This window comes from Flammeovirga sp. MY04 (genome assembly GCF_001682195.2).
Taxonomy (GTDB): domain Bacteria; phylum Bacteroidota; class Bacteroidia; order Cytophagales; family Flammeovirgaceae; genus Flammeovirga; species Flammeovirga yaeyamensis.
The window spans coordinates 4,665,829-4,680,247 of sequence record NZ_CP003560.2; the positions used below are offsets into that span (position 1 = coordinate 4,665,829).

Below are 14,419 nucleotides of genomic sequence, written 5' to 3' on the forward strand. Positions count from 1 at the left end.
CTAGACAATTTGTATATTTAAGGCTCAAGTCAGAGAATGACTTGAGCTTTTTTTTACTCTTATTTTTGCTTGATGAAGACAAACAATATTCACTCTTTATATATATCACTTATTATTAGCCTTTTTTTATTCACCTCATGTCAATGGTCAAGTCAATATACTTACCAGCAAAGAAGTGAAAAGAAAAAAAGAGAGTTACAGGCTAAACATGGCGGAAGTTCCTCTTCTTCTAATAATAATAACAGTTCTGTATCATCGAATACAAACAAAGAGAATAAGCCAAAATCTAAAAAAGGGATAGAGCATAAAATACCTCCAGGAAAAAAGTTAACTCCTCAAGAGTATATTGATTATTATAAGGATTATGCTATTGAGTCTATGCACCATAAAAAGGTACCTGCGAGTATTACCTTGGCTCAAGGTTTATTAGAGTCTGGTGCAGGTAATAGTAGTTTAGCCAGAGCTACAAATAACCACTTCGGAATTAAGTGTGGAGGTAATTGGTCTGGTAATACGTATAAATACGATGATGATAGACCCAACGAATGTTTTAGAGTCTATAATTCTGTATTGGACTCTTACGAAGATCATGGTAATTTTCTTAGAACTAGATCATGGTACGCGCCTTTGTTTAAGTTGAAGATAACAGATTATAAAGGTTGGGCCAAAGGATTAAAAAAGGCAGGTTATGCCACCGATCCTAAATACCCATCGAAGTTGATAAACATAATAGAAAAGTATCGACTTTACGAATACGATAAAAGATAGCTGAAAAGCACATGGTCTAAATAGAAATTAAACCATGTGCTTTTTTTGTTTCAGTTAGTTTTTTAATTTAAACTAGAGTTTGATACTCACTCATAATAAACGATTCTCACTTGCTTAACATTCTCTCATGAAAACAAATTTTCAATCGCTATTTGATTGGTTCGGTCTTAACTATAGATCAATTGAAAGTATCATTTACCTTGTTCCAACACTTGTTTTATTTCTTTTTGCTGATGTGATTTATCAAAAAATCTTTCCTTCTCCTGCAGTCATAGTTTTTGAGGCATCATCAAATAATTTAAAGGAGAGCAAAGAGATACCTTTATTTGACCCTAATATTTTTACTGTAGAAGAATGGAAAGATGTTGGTTTAGAATCTCATGTAGCTAAATCAATAGTAAAATATAGATTAAAAGGAGGAAGGTTTAATTCAGTTGAGGACCTTAAGAAAATCTATTTATTAACTGATGATGTATATGATCAAATAAGCCCTTATGTGAAGATTGATCCACCTAAATTAGAAAAGAGAAAGTGGGTGAAAAAAGAGAAGTATACTAGATATTCAAAAGAGAAGAAGACTACTACAGCATTTAACCCAAAACGATTTGATCCCAATAAAGTGAGTAAGCAGGAATTGCTCGAAATGGGTTTTTCCCATCAATTATCAAATAGTATGGTGGCTTATAGAACAAGTGGAGGTTCTTTTAAGAGCAAAGATGATGTTTTGAAGTTATATGGTGTGGATTCAGCTCAATTTATGGAGTGGAAAAAGTATATCAATTTGCCAGAACAAGAGCAATTGTTGGTAAAAGAAGTACCTAAAGTTATATCAAAGTTTAATTTAAATAAGGCAACACATAACGAATTAACCCAATTGAAAGGTATAGGTGATTATTCTGCTAATCAGATAATAAAGTATAGAAATCGATTGGGAGGAAGTTTTTATTCCCTTCATCAATTAGAAGAAGTATTTGGAATAGATTCTTTAAAAGTGAAAATTTTAAACGAATTTTGCTATATTAATCCTGAAGATATCAAGAAGATTAATATCAATACTTCTACTTATGAACAGTTGGCTACTCATCCTTACTTAAACTATAAACAAGCTCGTTGGATAGTAATGTATAGAAAACAGCATGGTGATTACGCTGATTTGAGTGATGTATTAAGAATTAAGACTTTACAAAAACAGGATCTATTATTGATGATTCCTTATCTACAATATAATTGATAGTATTCATGCAAAGGAGTATTCCTATATTTTTTATTACCTGCTTATTTTTTTCTTTTAGTGTAACAGGACAAAGCAGAAAGATTGATCCTATTGCCTTATTAACGAATACAAGATTATTGTCTTCAGATTTTTATCAAGGTAGAAAAACAGGAACTATAGGTGGAGAAAGAGCCAAAGAATTTGTTACTGATAAGTTTAGCGAAATTGGATTGTTAAACCTTCATCCTGATGGTTTTAAGCAAGATTTCAGTTTTTACAATCGCCTATATAATTTGAAAGCGAATGGAAGTAATATTATTGGCTATTTAGAGGGTGAACTGTGGCAAGACCCCAAAGAAGGGTGCATAATAGTTGGTGCTCATTATGATCATTTGGGGATTTTTGGAGGGAATACATATTATGGTGCAGATGATAACGCTTCAGGTGTTGCTGCATTAATCGAAATTGCAAAATCATTTAAAGAAACACCTCCTCAAATTCCAATAGTATTTATTTCTTTTGATGCTGAAGAAATGGCTTGTGAGGGATCAAAGTATTTTGTGGAATCTTCTTTACTTCCCCATGAAAGTATTTTCTTATTTATCAATTTAGATATGATTTCTATTTCTGATAAATCAGAGTTGGGGGTTTCTGGCACTCATTATCATCATGAATATAAGAAAATGATAAATGAGGCTGCTTCAGGTAAGCATTTGAAAATGAAATATGGTCATGATAATGCTAGAGACACAGAAAACTATTGGGTAGAATCTTCAGATCATAGAGAGTTTCATAAATATCAAATTCCGTTTATTTATTTCGGTGTTGAAGAGCACGAGCATTATCATCGAACCACCGATACGTTTGAAAATATTGATATTGGATTTTTTGTTGAATCAGCACAATCGATTCTGGAGTTTGTCGATTTAATTGACAATAAAAAAAGCTTTCAACGTTACCATCAAAAGCTTCTTAAATAATTCTGCTGTAAGGGAAGGATTCGAACCTTCACGGAGCACTTAGCGGCCAAGCAAATCGTGTGTGCATCTCACGTTTCAGTGGTCAACCCATTACTTAGTGTTTATCGTGTGATCCCCACCCCCGAGACAGGAGGGCATGTCTGCCAGTTTCATCACCTTACAGTGTATTTCAAATTCAAACTTTATCGATTATAAAGTTTAGCTGTAAGGGAAGGATTCGAACCTTCACGGAGTACTTAGCTTTTAAGCAAATCGTGTATGCATCGCACGTTTAGTGGTCAACCCATTACTTAAAGTTTATCGTGAACCTCCACCCCCGAGACAGGAGGGCATGTCTGCCAGTTTCATCACCTTACAGTATTATATCAACTTAACGGGGTTTGATATCTTTATACCTTTTTCCCTTATTGTTGATACAAAGTAAGGTAATCTTGATTTATAATGCAAATATTTCAATAAAATAACTAAATATTTACAGATATATCAATTTTAATCTTTATTTGTTATGTAATTTGTAATTTAAGGAGGGTAAAATGAAGTTTGATTAAAGATTTAATAAAAAAGTTCCCTGTAAATTAAAAAATCACCCTTTTTGTGAGGGTGATTTTCGATATTTTTGCAACAAATAATGGTTATTGTTGATGATTTTGTATCAGTGTTAGGGGAATTTTTATCAATTATGACTGTATGATAAAGATACATGGCTTTTTATGGATGTCGACTTTTGCCTTTTTCCATTGTTTGATTGTCATTGTTTTGATGTACTCATCCTCTGCATTAATGTTGGCAGCAATACAAAGCTTAGTATCTCCATTTAAGTTTTGACAAAGATCTTCAAGCATGGCAGTGTTTCTAAATGGAGTTTCCATGAAAATTTGTGCTTGATATAACTTTGAAGAATCTTTTTCTAGATTTTTTAGTGCCTTTTGTTTCTCTGCTTTTTTTATAGGAAGGTAACCGTGAAAAGCAAACTTTTGTCCGCTTAACCCTGATGCCATAAGTGCTAAAAGTATTGAAGACGGACCTACAAGAGGTTTTACTTGAATATTGTTCTTGTGAGCGTATTGAACGGCTAAAGCACCGGGGTCTGCAATACCTGGACATCCTGCCTCTGAAACTACACCAACGTTTTCTCCCTTTGGAATATTTTTAAATAACTCTTGAACTTTTTCTGGCTTTGTTTTTTTATCTAAAATCTGAAAATTAAGATCTTGAACAACAATACCTTCGATTTTCCAACCACCAATAAATCGTCTTGCAGTTCTTAAATCCTCTACAAGGTAGTATTTTGTAGTACGAACAGCTTCTTTTGTTTCAATTGGAAGGCTGTCATAACTATCAGCAGCAAGTAAACTTGGAATTAAAAATAATTTCACTTTTTTAAAAATTTAGTGGTTGAAATGAAAAATGGAACACTTTTGATGCAAAATAAGTATAATTCATTTTTAATTAATATAGAACGTGTGAATTGATAGTAAACAATTCCTTATTTTTGCACGCTAATACTTAAACCTATAAGATTCTTCATTTTATTAATATAAAATGAGCTAAGGTTTAAAAATGGTGAGTAATGCTAAACGAGACTGAACAAATAAAAATTGGATAGTTTTAAAAATATAGACATAAAGAGTGTATTAAAGAAAACATTAGCCATGCTGGTATCATTCTATTTGATGTTCCTAGCTTTTGGGGTAATGAAATATTCTTTTACACTAATGGGGAGTGAAATAGCTGAGGATTTAGTGAAAGTTCCTCATAATCCCTTTATATATTTCTTCATAGGGTTATTGGGAGCAGCAGTTTTTCAAAGCAGTTCAGCGGTAACAACTATTGTTGTTGGGGCCGTTGCTTCTGGACATATGTCATTGGACGATGCAGTATTTATTGTAATGGGGGCAAATATCGGGACAACTGTCACAAGTACAATCGTCGCCCTAAGTTATATAGATGATAAATCGGTATTTATGCGTGCCCTTTCTGGAGCAGCTTTGCACGATTTCTTTAATATTAGTGTTGCATTAATATTTTTACCATTAGAAATTTTTACAGGATTTTTGTCTAATCTATCACAAAAGCTTGCGGGTATATTATTTGATCAACCTACTGATTTGGCAGTAAAGAACTTTAATGGTTTTGGGTTTGGATTGGATGGAGTTGTTAAATACTTATTTTCAAATCTTACAGACTACCCTTGGTTAATCTTTTTTATTGCGATTGTATTAATTGTAGGTTCATTAAAGTTGATCGGAGGGGTAACTAAGCAAGCCTTGATGGAAAATAATAGTATTTCGACAAACTCTTTAATCTTTAAAAGTGATGGGGGAAGTTTATTGTCAGGTACCTTGATAACTTCTATAGTACAATCAAGTTCAATAACATCTTCTTTGATTGTTCCATTAACTGCTTCAAAGAAAATATCATTAGAAAAAGGATATATGTTTATAATGGGAGCCAATGTCGGTACCACAATCACAGCTTTATTCGCTTCTATCACAACAGGGACAGAGTATGGGATTGAAATTGCCTTAACCCATGTACTTTTTAATGTATTGGGTGTATTAATCTTTTTATTAATCCCTGGAGTGAAAAAATTTCCTATTTGGTATGCCAAGAAATTAGGCTTTTTAGCAGCAAAGGATAGAATATTTGGATTCTTATATTTGTTTACACTGTTTTTTGTATTACCATTCTTATTAGTGTGGTTCAGTATATAAAAAAACAAATTACAAATCTTGATAAAAAAAGAGGATAGCTTTTATAAATTAAGCTATCCTCTTTTTTTTAATTCCAAATCTCAGCTTCCTCCTTGTCATAGGTGTACTTCGAAGGTTTGTCTTTCATGGAATTTGATTTTCCTTTTATCGTAGGGTTATGAACATTCTTAAAGTGGGGAGCAAATCGCTGTCGTTGTATTTGCTTACCTGTATTTTTTCCTCTTCCCTTGCCATAATACATTTTAGTAAGAGAAAGTTGTTGTTTTACTTTTACATAATTAGGTTTAAAATTTGCTGCTTGTCTTGCAATCTTACGATTCCTCGATCTATCAACAATTACATAACCTCTATATTGAGCAGCATCTCTACCTACTCTTCTGCCAGGTTTTTTTTCAACAACTACATATCCACCTTTATAAGTAGCGGCATCCCTACCTACTTTTCGGCCAGGTTTCTTTTCGACCACCACGTAAGCACCTTCGTGGTTAGCGGCATCTCTACCTACTTTTCTACCTGGCTTCTTTTCGACTCTTATATAGTATCCTTTACTTTCTGAAAAATCTTTTTGAACCTGTTTTGCTTTGTTTTTGGGAACTCGAATTTCCTGAGGGTTATTTTTATGTTTATTTACTGCTTTATATTTATTGGTAGGATCAACATTTACATAAGGTTCAAACTTTTTCATATCCTTCGAAACTTGCTGTCTCGCATCGTTCGAGAATTTTAATTCAGGTTCTACCTTATTTGCGTTTTTTACACCTTTCCTTGTTTTTTGTTCATCCAAATGTTGATTAGAAGAATTACTATCCCTATTTCTTTTGGTTGGTTGAGAAGGAGCTGCCATTTCTTTTTCATAAAACTTAGCCTTTTTCTCATTGCTCTTTCTTTCATCCTTAAAATCTTTATTTACGGATTTATTATGTTTTTTGGATGAATTCGTATGATAATCCCTTTTACCACTCATTTTGTAGGTGCTTTTTGATTCCTCTTGAGGAGTAGCCGTTTTTCTTTTAGACTTACTATTACTTTTTTTATCCTTATTAGTAATTGCTTGCCTTTGTTTATTCGGATTACCTTTTTGTTCGTAAGGGTTACTATTGCTTATTTTCGTTCTCGTTTTTTTAGATTGAGACTTCTTATTTTTTATTTCCTTATTGTGCTGTTTTGAGTTTTTAGTATGATCTTTTCTTTTTTGAGCATAAGATCCCGTAGTAGCTAAAACTAAAAATAGCCCGAAAAATAAAAGAATTTTGTATAGTGTTATGTCAGATGATCTATTAGCCATGTGTGTATTCCAAACATTCTAAAAATCGAAATCACAACCATTGTAACAAGTAGCCACCGTATAAAGATGTTTACTTTATCAGACTTCGATGCTATTTTACCTGCAAACCATGTGCCTAGAACTTGGCCTACAGCTAATAATAGTGCTGCTAGCCAAACAACTTGTCCCTTAATGACAAAAACTATAAAAACCGGAAGGGTATAAGCAGCAATTATTAGCATTTTTATGGCATTGGCTCTAATGAGCGTCATTTTACCTAAATTTGATACACTTACGAGTATCATTATACCAATTCCTGCCTGAACAAAACCTCCGTAAAAGCCTATACAAAAGAATATGATATTGTCTCTCCAAAATGTGTATTGTGGTTTTTGGGTTGCAGTTACTTTTAAATTGACTCCTTTTTTATTTTCATTTAATATGGGGTAGAGCATAAGCAACATCAAAGTACCAATAATATATTGAAGGATTTTTTCATCGATATCAGAAACAGTTAATGCACCAACGATTGCACCCAATAAGGAAGGGATCACATATTTCATCGAAGAAGGTATGTCTAATAAGTTACTTTTCTTAAAAGTATAAGTTCCTGTTACATTTTGGAATAATATCCCTAATCGGTTTGTACCATTTGCTAAGCCAACAGGCATTCCTATAAACATTAATAAAGATAGGGTGAATAGCGATCCACCTCCTGCTAATGTGTTAACAATACCTGCTATAATTCCGGTTGTAATGTAGGCGATGAGTAATAATGGGTCTAAAGAATGATAATCCATGGAAAGTTTTTAGGATAAATCTTTATTTAAGAAATATTTAGTGAGTAAGCCTACTAAAAGTTAACTATATTTGTGGCTGAAATTCAAATAAATTAGCCAAAAATGTTATTAGTTTCATATATATCAGAAAATAAACTAGAAGTAATCCAAGGATTACAGAAAAGATATATCGAAAATGCAGAAGAAGTAGTAGAAGAAATACTATCTCTAGATGCGGAAAGACGTCAAGCTCAAAAAGACAGAGACGACGCCTTGGCTGAAGCAAATAAATCTGCTAAAGAAATCGGTATGTTGATGAAAAATGGTCAAAAAGAAGAAGCCGAAAAAGCAAAAGCATCAGCATCCGAAAACAAGCAGAAAGCAAAAGAACTAAGTACAAAGGTTTCTGAATTAGAAGACACTCTTCAAAATAAATTATACCATATTCCTAACATTCCACATCCTTCAGTTCCATTGGGGAAGTCTGATGAAGAAAATGAGGTAATGTATGAAAAGGGAGAAAAACCTACTTTTGCGGAAGGAGCAAAACCTCACTGGGACCTAATCGAGCAATATGATATTATTGATTTCGAATTGGGGAATAAAGTAACAGGAGCAGGTTTTCCTTTCTACAAAGGAAAAGGAGCTCGTATGCAAAGAGCTTTGATTAGCTTTTTCCTAGATGAGGCAGTTTCTGCGGGTTATCTAGAGGTACAACCTCCAATCGTAATCAACGAAGCATCGGGTTATGGTACAGGTCAGCTTCCTGATAAAGAAGGTCAGATGTATTTTATGGGGGCTGATAACTTATACATGATACCTACTGCTGAGGTGCCAATTACAAACATGTATAGAGGTAGCTTACTTCAAGAAAATGAATTGCCTAAGAAAATGGCAGGGCATACACCATGTTTCCGTCGAGAAGCGGGTTCTTGGGGAGCACACGTGAGAGGCCTAAATAGATTGCATCAATTTGATAAGGTAGAGATTGTTGAGATCCAAAAGCCAGAAGATTCAGCTGATGCTCACGAAAGAATGGTAAAACACGTAGAATCTCTTTTAGAAAAACTAGGTTTACCTTATAGAAGACTATTATTATGTAGTGGAGATTTAGGTATCAACGCTAATCTTTGCTTCGACTTAGAAGTATATTCTGCAGCTCAAGAAAGATGGTTGGAAGTTTCATCAATTAGTAACTTTGGAAACTACCAAGCAAACCGTCTTAAATTAAGATACAGAGACAATAATAAGAAGACTCAATTGTTGCATACTTTGAATGGTTCAGCACTTGCTTTACCAAGAGTTTTAGCTGCAATTTTGGAAAATAATCAGACAGAAAAAGGAATTTTAGTACCTGAAGTACTGCAAAAATATACTGGTTTTGATTTAATTGACTGATATATAGTAATATTTATCGTTGTTAACTAACCAAGTGCTTGTATTTTAATTTTAAATATAATATTTTTGCATTCCGTTTGGGAGAGGTTTGTGAAAACTGATTTCAGACTTAATCTTAGAATTTTAAATATAGATATATAATGGCAAATCATAAGTCAGCTAAAAAGAGAATTCGTTCGAATGAGGCGAAGCGCTTGAGAAATAGATATCAACTTAAAACAACTCGTACTTTCGTGAAACGTTTACGTGACACTAAAGACCACGCTGAAGCGGTTGAGTTGTACAGCAAAGTTGCTTCTATGATTGACAAGTTAGCTAAGCGTAACATCATTCATAACAAGAACGCAGCTAATAAAAAATCTAAATTGGCTAAGCACGTTAACAAACTTGCTGCTTAATTTAGAATCACAACGTTTACGTTGAAAAACATTCAAGCCAAGATTATGATTTAATCTTGGCTTTTTTCATTTTTGTACTATCAATCTAATTTCATCATCAAGGAATCGAAACCTTGATTTTGACTTAACAACTCATTTTTTAATATACTATGAACTTCAAGCATATTGTACTTGCTCTTCAGTTTGTATTGCTTTCAATCGTTATTAATGCTCAAACTGTAGATTTTTTGAAAGCCGATACAACAGACACAAATAAAACATATCCGCGATATATGTTTGCCCAAACAAAACTTCATTATGGAGGGCACTTCTCAACAGGTGTAGATGGATTAGAAGAAGTCGAAAGAAATAATTTCAGTGCCATGGAACTTAGAGTAGGTTGGAAAGGCTACGGTAGGAAGAGGTGGCAAAAATTAATGGGGTACCCGAGTTATGGTTTTGGCTTATATCAAGCAACCTTTTTCCCAGAAGCCAATATTCTAGGAAGTCCTTCTGCTGTCTATGGTTTCTTTAATGCACCATTTAAAAGGTATAAGAAATGGAGTCTAAACTATGATTTAGGAGTTGGTTTGGCTTACGATTTCTTTGGTTATGATCCAGAAAATAACCCCGATCAAACCGCAATTGGTAGTGATTTTAATGTCTATTTTACTGTTTCAGTAGAAGGTGAATTTAAACTATCTAGAAGGTTAGACCTTACAACTGGCTTCTTATTTACACACTTTTCAAACGGAAGAACAAGAACGCCAAATAAAGGGGTAAACTTATATGGTCTAAATGCTGGTTTGAAGTATAACTTTAATGCTTACATACCAAAGCAAGGAGGACAGCGTTTAGCTAAAGATCAAGATCCTAGACCTAAATATATAGATTACAACCTACCTGAATTTAAGCCGTATTGGGAATATTATATGTTTGCTGCAGGTGGTTGGAGTACATCGCCATATGATATTGAAGATAGAGAATTATACTATGGTGTTGCTACCTTAGCATTTGATGTGGCAAGACACTATTCACATAAAGGTAAATTTGGTATTGGTGTGGATGTTTTCAGAGATGGTTCTTTGGTCGAAGAGTATCAAAACAAACCAGAATATGCGAATGGAGTACCAGAAAGTAGATTGTGGTACCCTGGTATTCATGTCTCTCACGAATTATTAATTCATAGGTTTACTTTGGTTACACAAGTGGGTGTACCTCTAATTCATGTTGAAGGCCGTGGAGGCTGGTACGGTAGAGTAGGTGGTCGTTATGATATCACTAGAAAGGTATTCGCGCACTTGGCTTTAAAAACACCTGGCGGCTTTATTGCTGACTTTGTAGAGTGGGGTGTAGGGTTTAGAATGTATGGTAAGAAAAAAGCTTAGAGTAGGTTTTTCCATGTTCCTTTCCACCAATTGTATTTAAATGTACTTGAAAGGGATTTCCAAAAATACTTATTGATATTTACGCTAAACGACGGTTGCATATAGCAATTGATCGTGCAAGAATCACATTCAGGTAATCGTCCTTCTTTAGGAATGATTGCCTGAATTTTTTTTGAATTATAAAGGGTGTGTAAGTTCTTTTCAATAGGAAAATGATCTTGACCTAAATGATAGCAAGGTAATATCAATTCGTTCTTGGGAGATATAACTATACTGCTACTTGCTGCTTTACATACAGGCTGATGTATATTATTTCCTCCATCTAATCTTAAATCGATCAAAGCATCATTTAGAAAAATCCATTTTTTCTTTCCCCATTGTTTTAATTCAGATAATTGATCGGTGGATAATTGACTGCCAATCGAATCATATTCAAAAATGGGGTTAAGGATTAGGATCAATTCATTTGGCTTAGAGATTTTTTGATAAACATCCGATATTTCATTCAAATTATCCGGCATGACCGTAAATAAAATATCGGGACGTTCCCCTAATGATCGAGCAATATCAATAGATTCAATTACTTTGTCGTAGCAGGCTACTCCTCGTCCTGTATCATGTTTTTCTTTATCGAAACTATCCAAGCTAAAATGAAGCATGTCTATCAACCCTTTTAACTGTTCTGCTCTTTTAGGATAAAGTAAAGCATTGGTAGTTACTGTGGTGATGAATCCATAATCTTTAGCCAATGCTAGTAATTCATGGAGTTGTTGATGAAGGAGCGGTTCACCTCCAGTAAAGTCAATTACTTTTACCCCTAATTTTTTTAAATCTTCAAAATTGGCTTTTGCGTCTTCAAGGGTAATATAAGGAGATGGCTTTTCCCAAATATCACAAAAATGACATTTTGCATTGCACCTGTAGGTGACGTAATAGTTGCAGAGTACAGGATGGGAGATGAGACGCATTGTTTAAGTAATAAGTAGTAAGTAATAGGTAATAGGGGGGAATACTCGCTATTATTTTTATTACTTGATTTGTTAATAGTTAGGTAAAAGCTATAATTGCTTTTTAAGAAAAAGGTAGTAGATAATAGAGATGTTTTTGAGAACTCCTATTACCTACTACCTATTAGTTATTACCTAATTATATTTCTTTCGCAGGCATACCAAATACAGTAGTATTAGGTTTAACCTCCATCATAACAAGTGAGCCAGGTCCTACTTGAGCACCTTCACCAATGATTACATTAGGAGCGATAATAGCACCAGAACCAATATGTGCACCTTTACCAATTTGAGCACCGGCACCAATAATAGCTCCAGAGCCTACTGTTACTAATTCATCCAATTGAGCATCGTGTTCTAATACGGCATTGGAATGAACGATACAGTGGTCGGCCATTTTTACGTCAGATCCAATTCTAGCACCAGCGTTGATGAAGTTGCCGTATCCAATAAATGCAGATTCAGCGATGCTAGAATCTTTATGGATCGCATTTACAGGCATCACCTTACGGCGTTCTTTTACTACTTTGATAATACTCTGACGAGTGTCTAACTCTTCTATAGCAACAAAAGCATCGCACTTTTTACCAATATGTTTCAAGAAATCGTTGGTAGGAGCACCCATTACGGTAACATCCCCTATTTCCGCACCATGAAGTTCTTCATTGCCATCAAGGAAACAATACACCATTATTCCTTGGCTTTTAAAGATATCAAGAGCAGCTTTACCTAAACCGCTTGCACCAATGATGATTACTGGATTTAATTCCATAATTTATTCTGAAGATATATTCTAATCGAACCTGATTAATATATAAACTTAATCATGTTCTTATTTAAAAGAAAAGGATAGTACAAGTAAATTACGAGTACTATCCATGAAAATATATTTTGATCAAGAATTAGTATGCCTTAGCGAAAAGCACACGTTGAGTAGAAGGATTGCCTGTGTAAATACACTTGCCCTCTTCTTGCTCGTTATTTAAAGGAATACAACGAATTGTTGCCTTTGTTAATTCTTTGATTTTTTCTTCTGTTTCTGTTGTTCCATCCCAGTGAGCAGATATAAATCCACCTTTGTTTTCTAAAAGGTCTTTGAACTCATCAAAAGTATCTGCTTTAGTGATGTGTGTATCTCTATAATCAAGTGCTTTTTTGAAGATGTTTTCTTGGATATCCTCCAATAATTGTTGAACTGTTTCAACAATACCATCTAGCTGATACGTATTTTTCTCTTTAGTATCACGACGAGCAATTTCTACAGTACCATTTTCTAAGTCACGCTGACCCATTGCGATACGAACAGGAACACCTTTTAATTCCCAATCAGCAAATTTGAAACCTGGGCGTAGAGAATCTCTGTCGTCGAATTTTACAGAAACTCCTAATTTTTGAAGCTCTTTTTGGATAGGCTTAATTTTCTCAGCAATAGCTTCCAATTGATCTTCACCTTTATAAATAGGAACGATAACGACTTGGATAGGAGCTAATTTTGGAGGAAGTACTAAACCTTCGTCATCTGAGTGTGCCATGATTAAAGCACCCATTAAACGAGTAGAAACACCCCAAGAAGTACCCCAAACATGCTCTAGTTTATTGTCTTTATCTGAGAATTTTACATCAAATGCTTTGGCGAAGTTTTGACCCAAGAAGTGAGAAGTACCTGCTTGTAATGCTTTACCATCTTGCATCATTGCCTCAATACAGAAAGTGTCTACCGCACCTGCAAAACGTTCATTAGCAGTTTTTACACCTTTTACCACTGGAACACCCATAAAGTTTTCTGCAAAATCAGCATATACCTCCAACATTTGTTTTGTTTCAGCAATTGCTTCTCTTTCAGTAGCGTGAGCCGTGTGACCTTCTTGCCATAAGAATTCAGAAGTTCTTAGGAATAAACGAGTACGCATTTCCCAACGCATTACGTTTGCCCATTGGTTGACTAATAAAGGAAGATCTCTATATGATTGGATCCAGTTTTTATAAGTACTCCAAATTACAGTCTCCGATGTAGGACGTACGATTAATTCTTCGTCTAGTTTAGCTTCAGGGTCAACAACAACTCCAGATCCATCTTCAGCATTTTTTAAACGGTAGTGAGTCACTACTGCACATTCTTTGGCGAAACCATCTACGTGATCAGCCTCTTTGCTTAGGTAAGATTTCGGGATAAGTAAAGGGAAATAAGCATTAGAGTGTCCTGTATCTTTGAACATCTTGTCTAATGTTTGTTGCATTTTTTCCCAGATAGCGTAACCATAAGGTTTGATAACCATACAGCCTCTTACTGCTGAGTTTTCAGCTAAATCTGCCTTTTTTACTAACTCGTTGTACCACGCCGAGTGATCATCGCCTCTCTTCGGTAAGCCTTTTGCCATGATATATTTATTATCTGTAAATTGTTATAACCTCTTTTAACTCTCTTGTAGAGATAAAGTTAGGGAATGTTAGCTTAAAATTGTTATATTTGTAATGAAGCTAAACAGAAACCTAATCATGCTTCGACAAGAGGTTTGCAAATATAATAATTT

13 protein-coding genes are annotated in these 14,419 nt (G+C 34.3%); 7 read left to right on the plus strand and 6 right to left on the minus strand.

Features of this window, described 5'->3' with window-relative positions; genetic code table 11:
* Window positions 1-72: 72 nt before the first annotated feature.
* The 3 genes from MY04_RS18735 (at window position 73) to MY04_RS18745 (ending at window position 2,961) form a co-directional block, all read left to right on the plus strand.
* Window positions 73-768 carry a glycoside hydrolase family 73 protein gene (locus tag MY04_RS18735; protein WP_066212199.1) on the plus strand — a complete coding sequence of 232 codons (696 nt, stop codon included), beginning with the start codon at window positions 73-75 and terminating at the stop codon, window positions 766-768.
* Between the two features lie 127 nt (window positions 769-895).
* A complete protein-coding gene (locus tag MY04_RS18740) occupies window positions 896-1,999 on the plus strand; it encodes a ComEA family DNA-binding protein (protein ID WP_066212202.1) in 1,104 nt (367 codons plus the stop codon).
* Window positions 2,000-2,007: 8 nt separating this feature from the next.
* Window positions 2,008-2,961 carry a M20/M25/M40 family metallo-hydrolase gene (locus MY04_RS18745; protein WP_066212204.1) on the plus strand — a complete coding sequence of 318 codons (954 nt, stop codon included), beginning with the start codon at window positions 2,008-2,010 and terminating at the stop codon, window positions 2,959-2,961.
* A 677-nt stretch (window positions 2,962-3,638) separates the two neighbouring features.
* Here MY04_RS18745 and MY04_RS18750 read toward each other — a convergent pair.
* A complete protein-coding gene (locus MY04_RS18750; protein WP_066212206.1) occupies window positions 3,639-4,337 on the minus strand; it encodes an SAM-dependent methyltransferase in 699 nt (232 codons plus the stop codon).
* 222 nt (window positions 4,338-4,559) lie between these two features.
* Here MY04_RS18750 and MY04_RS18755 point away from each other — a divergent pair, with 222 nt between their 5' ends.
* Window positions 4,560-5,675: a Na/Pi symporter gene (locus tag MY04_RS18755; protein ID WP_158297771.1), complete on the plus strand. Its 1,116-nt coding sequence runs from the start codon at window positions 4,560-4,562 to the stop codon at window positions 5,673-5,675.
* A gap of 67 nt (window positions 5,676-5,742) precedes the next feature.
* On the opposite strand, the gene MY04_RS18760 is transcribed toward MY04_RS18755, so the two are convergent.
* Both MY04_RS18760 and MY04_RS18765 read right to left on the minus strand, forming a co-directional pair.
* Window positions 5,743-6,960 (minus strand): hypothetical protein, encoded by a 1,218-nt coding sequence (locus tag MY04_RS18760; protein ID WP_066212210.1) that lies wholly within the window; start codon window positions 6,958-6,960, stop codon window positions 5,743-5,745.
* Entirely contained in the window at window positions 6,936-7,739 is an 804-nt protein-coding gene (locus MY04_RS18765; protein ID WP_066212212.1) for a sulfite exporter TauE/SafE family protein, read from the minus strand. Before MY04_RS18765 ends, MY04_RS18760 begins: the two co-directional genes overlap by 25 nt.
* Before the next feature lie 102 nt (window positions 7,740-7,841).
* Between MY04_RS18765 and serS the strand changes: the two genes are divergently transcribed.
* From serS to MY04_RS18780, 3 genes are all read left to right on the plus strand, one after another.
* Window positions 7,842-9,116, plus strand: coding sequence for a serine--tRNA ligase (gene serS / locus MY04_RS18770; RefSeq protein ID WP_066212215.1), 1,275 nt, complete (start codon window positions 7,842-7,844; stop codon window positions 9,114-9,116).
* A gap of 140 nt (window positions 9,117-9,256) precedes the next feature.
* Window positions 9,257-9,514 (plus strand): 30S ribosomal protein S20, encoded by a 258-nt coding sequence (rpsT, locus tag MY04_RS18775; protein WP_066212218.1) that lies wholly within the window; start codon window positions 9,257-9,259, stop codon window positions 9,512-9,514.
* A 149-nt stretch (window positions 9,515-9,663) separates the two neighbouring features.
* Window positions 9,664-10,881 carry an acyloxyacyl hydrolase gene (locus tag MY04_RS18780; RefSeq protein ID WP_066212220.1) on the plus strand — a complete coding sequence of 406 codons (1,218 nt, stop codon included), beginning with the start codon at window positions 9,664-9,666 and terminating at the stop codon, window positions 10,879-10,881.
* Here MY04_RS18780 and MY04_RS18785 read toward each other — a convergent pair.
* The 3 genes from MY04_RS18785 to proS all read right to left on the minus strand — a co-directional run bounded on the left by MY04_RS18785 (window position 10,878) and on the right by proS (window position 14,266).
* Window positions 10,878-11,849 carry a radical SAM protein gene (locus MY04_RS18785; protein ID WP_066212222.1) on the minus strand — a complete coding sequence of 324 codons (972 nt, stop codon included), beginning with the start codon at window positions 11,847-11,849 and terminating at the stop codon, window positions 10,878-10,880. The genes MY04_RS18780 and MY04_RS18785 overlap by 4 nt on opposite strands.
* Window positions 11,850-12,027: 178 nt before the next feature.
* Window positions 12,028-12,660: a NeuD/PglB/VioB family sugar acetyltransferase gene (locus MY04_RS18790; protein ID WP_066212223.1), complete on the minus strand. Its 633-nt coding sequence runs from the start codon at window positions 12,658-12,660 to the stop codon at window positions 12,028-12,030.
* Window positions 12,661-12,790: 130 nt separating this feature from the next.
* A complete protein-coding gene (proS, locus tag MY04_RS18795) occupies window positions 12,791-14,266 on the minus strand; it encodes a proline--tRNA ligase (RefSeq protein WP_066212225.1) in 1,476 nt (491 codons plus the stop codon).
* Between the last annotated feature and the right edge of the window lie 153 nt (window positions 14,267-14,419).

Coding starts and splice junctions, on each gene's coding strand:
- MY04_RS18735 (WP_066212199.1), top strand. CDS start 73: ATGAAGACAAACAATATTCACTCTTTATATATATCACTTATTATTAGC.
- MY04_RS18740 (WP_066212202.1), top strand. CDS start 896: ATGAAAACAAATTTTCAATCGCTATTTGATTGGTTCGGTCTTAACTAT.
- MY04_RS18745 (WP_066212204.1), top strand. CDS start 2,008: ATGCAAAGGAGTATTCCTATATTTTTTATTACCTGCTTATTTTTTTCT.
- MY04_RS18760 (WP_066212210.1), bottom strand. CDS start 6,960: ATGGCTAATAGATCATCTGACATAACACTATACAAAATTCTTTTATTT.
- MY04_RS18765 (WP_066212212.1), bottom strand. CDS start 7,739: ATGGATTATCATTCTTTAGACCCATTATTACTCATCGCCTACATTACA.
- serS (WP_066212215.1), top strand. CDS start 7,842: ATGTTATTAGTTTCATATATATCAGAAAATAAACTAGAAGTAATCCAA.
- rpsT (WP_066212218.1), top strand. CDS start 9,257: ATGGCAAATCATAAGTCAGCTAAAAAGAGAATTCGTTCGAATGAGGCG.
- MY04_RS18780 (WP_066212220.1), top strand. CDS start 9,664: ATGAACTTCAAGCATATTGTACTTGCTCTTCAGTTTGTATTGCTTTCA.
- MY04_RS18785 (WP_066212222.1), bottom strand. CDS start 11,849: ATGCGTCTCATCTCCCATCCTGTACTCTGCAACTATTACGTCACCTAC.
- MY04_RS18790 (WP_066212223.1), bottom strand. CDS start 12,660: ATGGAATTAAATCCAGTAATCATCATTGGTGCAAGCGGTTTAGGTAAA.
- proS (WP_066212225.1), bottom strand. CDS start 14,266: ATGGCAAAAGGCTTACCGAAGAGAGGCGATGATCACTCGGCGTGGTAC.